Annotated in this window: 4 protein-coding genes and 2 tRNA genes; 3 read left to right on the top strand and 3 right to left on the bottom strand. The window is 70.0% G+C overall.

From position 1 onward, the window contains the following. The 3 genes from ACFE7U_RS14180 to ACFE7U_RS14170 all read right to left on the bottom strand — a co-directional run. On the bottom strand, nucleotides 1-1153 hold a 1153-nt coding region (locus tag ACFE7U_RS14180), incomplete at its 3' end, for a GNAT family N-acetyltransferase (RefSeq protein WP_375410364.1). Nucleotides 1154-1206: 53 nt separating this feature from the next. Beyond that, nucleotides 1207-2619 (bottom strand): lipopolysaccharide biosynthesis protein, encoded by a 1413-nt coding sequence (locus ACFE7U_RS14175; protein ID WP_375410363.1) that lies wholly within the window; start codon nucleotides 2617-2619, stop codon nucleotides 1207-1209. A gap of 148 nt (nucleotides 2620-2767) precedes the next feature. Continuing rightward, nucleotides 2768-2843, bottom strand: a tRNA-Asn gene (locus ACFE7U_RS14170). A 218-nt stretch (nucleotides 2844-3061) separates the two neighbouring features. Here ACFE7U_RS14170 and ACFE7U_RS14165 point away from each other — a divergent pair. From ACFE7U_RS14165 to ACFE7U_RS14155, 3 genes are all read left to right on the top strand, one after another. Further along, nucleotides 3062-3135, top strand: a tRNA-Cys gene (locus ACFE7U_RS14165). Nucleotides 3136-3306: 171 nt separating this feature from the next. Further along, the gene (locus ACFE7U_RS14160; RefSeq protein ID WP_375410362.1) at nucleotides 3307-3954 is read left to right on the top strand and encodes a protein-L-isoaspartate O-methyltransferase; all 648 of its coding nucleotides are present in this window, start codon (nucleotides 3307-3309) and stop codon (nucleotides 3952-3954) included. Nucleotides 3955-4146: 192 nt separating this feature from the next. Next, nucleotides 4147-4580 (top strand): TolC family protein (locus ACFE7U_RS14155; protein ID WP_375410379.1); only part of this gene is annotated, 434 nt, incomplete at its 3' end.

The raw sequence follows: 4580 nt of genomic DNA, 5'->3' as shown, positions 1-4580 counted from the left end.
CCTTCTCCACGGGGGCCTTCTCCACAGGCGCCTCACGCCTGCTCCGCAGCCGCTTCATCGTCCTGACGGCGGAGGCGCGCAGGCCCTCGAAGCGGATCGCGAGGCCATAGAGGGGATCGCCGGCCGCGGTCTCGACGAGGATGTGGGCGAGCGGCAAGCGCTCGGACCAGAAGGTCTCGGCCAGGAAGAAGTCCGGCGGCGCGCAGGAATCGGCCACCGTCACGTCGGGATCGTCGATCAGGCTTTGGGTCAGATGGTGGAGGTGCTGTGCGCCGGGGGAGTCGCGGGCGGCGGACTCGTCGAAGGCGATCTTCAGGCACCAGACCCGGCGGCGGGTCTTGAAGGTGAGGGCCGAGGCGAGGCTGTGGCCATCCTGGTGCAGGCGGTCGATGCGCATGCGCCCGCCGCGGGCGAAGGCCTGGACCGCGGAAGCGATGAAGGCCGCCTCGGCGGGGCGGCGGGCCAGCGCCGTACCGGCCGTCCCCTTCCAGCCGCCGCCTTCGAGGGCGACGAAATCGTCGAGGGCTGCGGTGATCGCGGCGGGCTCACGCGCGGTCTCGAAGACGAGCGCGCCCTTCGCCTCCAGGCGCTCGCGCGACTGGCGCAGGCGGCGGCGGCGGCGGGCCGAGAGGTGGCCGAGATAGCCCGCGCGTCCGGCGGCATCCTTCCCCGTGAGATCGAGCAGCGCCCGGGCATGACTCCAGAACGGAGTACGCCGGGCGCCCGCCCGCTCGGCCCAATCCGACAGCAGGTCGGCGAAAGGGCCGTCCGTGGGCACATGGGTCAGCATCGCGCGCCGGTGGCCGAAGCGGCGCAGACCCGCGAACAGGGCCTCCAGCGCGCGCTGGGGCTCGGCCGGATCGAGGAGGGGGACGCCGAAGATGCCGAAGGGATGCATCCAGCCGAGCGCCAGCGACAGGCCCCAGCGGGCGCGGGTGACCCGGATCGGCCATAGGGCGAGGAGGCGCAGGCCCGGCTCCTCCGGCGGGCGGTCGCCCACCAGCATCACGCGCAGCAGGCCCGCGCCGAAGGGTCCGGCGGCCGGAAGAGCGAAATCGGGATCGTAGAAGAGGTTGTCGAAGGCGGGACCGTCCGCGAGAGCGCGCCAGGCGCCGAGCCAGGGCGCGCCCGCCTCGAGCGGTCTCAGGGCCATGACGAGCCCGCCGGCGCGACTGGTCGGCCCATGCGTCTGGTCGAGGCGCTCCGTCACGAGGCCCGCCGCAGGCGTCGCCGCGCGAGGTCGGCAAGGCCGATCAGGTTGAGGTGCCAGCCGACCCCACCCGCGCAGAGCGCGATGAGGGTCAGGTCGAGGGCGATCCCGGTGCCCCCGAGAGCGATCGTATCGATCGAGAGGATCACCAATCGGCAGGCCAGGGCACCGAGGGCGATGACGCCGAGATCGCCCCAGGGGATCGGCAGGCGCACGGCGACGTCGGCTCCGAGGACGAGGACGAGGCAGGCCACGCCCTGGCCGAGCATGGCGGCGAAGGCCGCCCCTGCGATGCCGTGGCGCGGGATCAGCAGGACCGACAGGAGGGCGACGGTGCAGAGCGTCGCCACCGACGCCACGGCCTCGAGACGACTCGTGGGCGAGAAGTAGATCACCTGCCCGAAGTAATAGGCCCGGAACATGACGAGGATGCTCGCGACGAGGAGGAGGGGGGCGACGGAGAGGGCCGTGTCGCGGTAGCCCGATCCGAGCAGGGTGGAGACGATGAGCCCTTCGAAGGTCAGAACGAACACGGCGCCGAAGGCGGCGACCATGGCCATCAGCCGCACGGCATCCGCCAGGACCGGGCGCGCCGCCGCCATGCCGCCGGCTCTGGCGTCGCGCTTGGCGATGGAGACGAGGGCGAGCGCGATGGCCTCGCCGAACACGACGAAGCTCTGGCGCAGGAAATCCGAGAAGGCGCCGTAGGCACCGAGTTCGCGTACCCCGAGGATACCGCCGACGAGGAGGCGGTCGATCGTCTGCGCCAGGGCCGCCGCGCTGAAGGACAGGATCAGCGGCCAGCCATAGGCCAGGATCCGGCGCATCTCCATGAGGCTCCCGCGGCCGCGCAGCAACGGCGCGATGACCACGAGGGCCGGGAGAGCGGCGAGCGCATTGGCCAGCGCCGTGGCGAGGAGGAGGTCGAGGGGGTGTCCTGAAACCACGAGGGAGGCGCTGCCGAATCCCAGCACCAGGACGGCGCGCAGGACGACCGAAGCGGCCACGGCATGGACCGCCAACCGGGTGCGGCCGATCTCGGCGGCGGCCTCGAACAGCGTCATCCCGGCCCCCGAGGCCAGGAGGGCTGCGGCGACGGGGACCGAGACGAGGCCGAGAACGCAGGCCGCGGCGCAGACGAGCCCGCTCAACAGGACCATGATGCCGAGGAGCCGCAGCACCGTGGCGGTCTGCACTGCCGCCCGCGCCTCGTCGTAGAGGGCGAAAAACGCGAATTTCGGCCATTGAGACGTGGCGCTGTAGAGAAGCAGGGACCACGACACCATGAGGAGATAGGCCCCGAACGTCTCGGCGGGCGCCAGGCGCGTGAACACCGCCACCGAGGCCATGTTCAGGGCCGCCGCCAAGCCGCGCGAGCCGAGATAGGTGAGGGTGTGGCGCGCGATCATCCCGAGTTCCGGCCCGATCCGGGCTCCGGGCGATGGAGCATGTTCGCCTCGGCAAGATCTTCACGGGCGCGTACCGGCCTTCGTGGCACGATGCGAGAATGCTTCGCTTCAAGAAGCTTGGCTAATCGATCACAACCATTGGAAGGATTGGCTCCCCGAGTAGGACTCGAACCTACGACAAAGCGATTAACAGTCGCTTGCTCTACCAACTGAGCTATCGGGGACCACGGCCGGGTCTCTACACAGCACCGCAGCGCGGCGCAAGGGTCGGAATCGGAGGTTTCACGAATCCGTCACGATCCGAGCTCACAGCCGTGACGGCGATGTCACGATGGCCGTTGCCCATGGCCCCCAGGCTCTGCTAGAGACCCGGTCGCCCCGGTGCGGCCGCCCGCTCCGGACAAGCATGGCACGGCTCGACGATCGAGCCCGCGCCAAACGAGGCCTCGTGGCGGAGTGGTGACGCAGAGGACTGCAAATCCTCGTACGGGGGTTCGATTCCCTCCGAGGCCTCCAATATCCATCCTCTGCTCCTTGCGCCGGCGTTCGACACTCGGAACCTTGCGTTTTCAGGGCCGATCCTCGACAACCCGCGGGCCTTCGCCGCTCAAGCTTGGATCGCCGTTCTTCTCACAGGCGGCTCCCTTGCCGCGGCCCACCGAGGGCGGTCGTGGGAGAGAGGCACCGATGCTCGATTATGCTCAGGCGAGACGCCTCATGGTCGATTGCCAGTTGCGGACCTTCGACGTGAACGACGTCGCGGTGCTCGACGCCTTCGATGCGGTGCCCCGCGAGCGCTTCGTGCCTCCGGGCCGCGAGGATTTCGCCTATATCGACCAGGCGCTGCGGCTCGGGCCCGAACGCGTGATGCCGGCGCCGATGCTGCTCGCCCGCATGGTCCAGGCCCTGGCGGTGGAGCCGGGCAACCGCGTCCTCGATGCCGCCGCCGGCTACGGGTACGGCGCGGCCGTCCTCGGCCGCCTCGGCGCCGAGGGCATCGCCCTCGAATCCGATCCCGCCCTGGCGGCAGCGGCGCGCGAGCGTCTCGCCGACAGCCTGGGGTTCGCCGTGGTGGAAGGTCCTGTCGAAGCCGGGGCGGCGGAGAACGGACCCTTCGATGCGATCCTGGTCAACGGCCGGGTCGAGATGCGGCCGCAGAGCCTCCTCGACCAGCTCGGCGACGGCGGGCGCCTCGTCTGCGTGATGGGGCGCGACCGCGCCGCCAAGGCGACGCTGTTCGTGCGGTCGGGCTCCTCCTTCGGCTCGCGCCCGCTCTTCGATGCGGCACTGCCGGCGCTGCCGGGCTTCACCATCGCGAGCGGCTTCTCCTTTTGAGCGACCCCTTTGGAGGTGTCGCTTTTATACGGCAGTTCCCCACGATTCGGACCGCGTGACCCGCTCGGCACTGTGCCGCAGGGGCCAAGCTCGGTTATACAGAGCAGTGAGGCGGGCCACTGCCGGAAAGCGCTCAGGCGCCGCGACCGCGACGAAGCGGTCGTCCGGCTTATCGAGAAACCGCAAGGGCTGATGGACGTGAGAGAACGGAAATCCGCGATCCGGGCAGGGCTTGCGCTGGCCGGTTTCGCCGCGCCTGCTCTTGGCCTGTTCGCCGGGGTCGGAGTGTCGCTCATCACAGCGGCGCCCGCCATGGCGGAGACGTTGGAGACGGCGCTCGCCCGTGCATACCGGGCCAATCCCCTTCTCAATGCCACACGTGCCGGGCTTCGTGCGACGGACGAGAACGTGGCGCAGGCTCAGTCGGGCTATCGCCCGACCGTGAACCTGAGTGCCGATATCGGCCTGAGCCAGTTCCAGGGCACATCGAGCGGATTCAGCCGTAATCAGGTCACGCGCCCCGGCGGCGCCGGCCTAACCATCAACCAGACCCTGTTTAACGGCTTCCAGACGGACAATCAGACCCGGCGGGCCGAATCGAACGTGCTCGGCACCCGCGAAACCCT

Origin of the sequence: uncultured Methylobacterium sp., assembly GCF_964251405.1 — a bacterium.
Lineage (GTDB): Bacteria > Pseudomonadota > Alphaproteobacteria > Rhizobiales > Beijerinckiaceae > Methylobacterium.
This window is presented reverse-complemented; position numbering and strand designations above follow the sequence as displayed.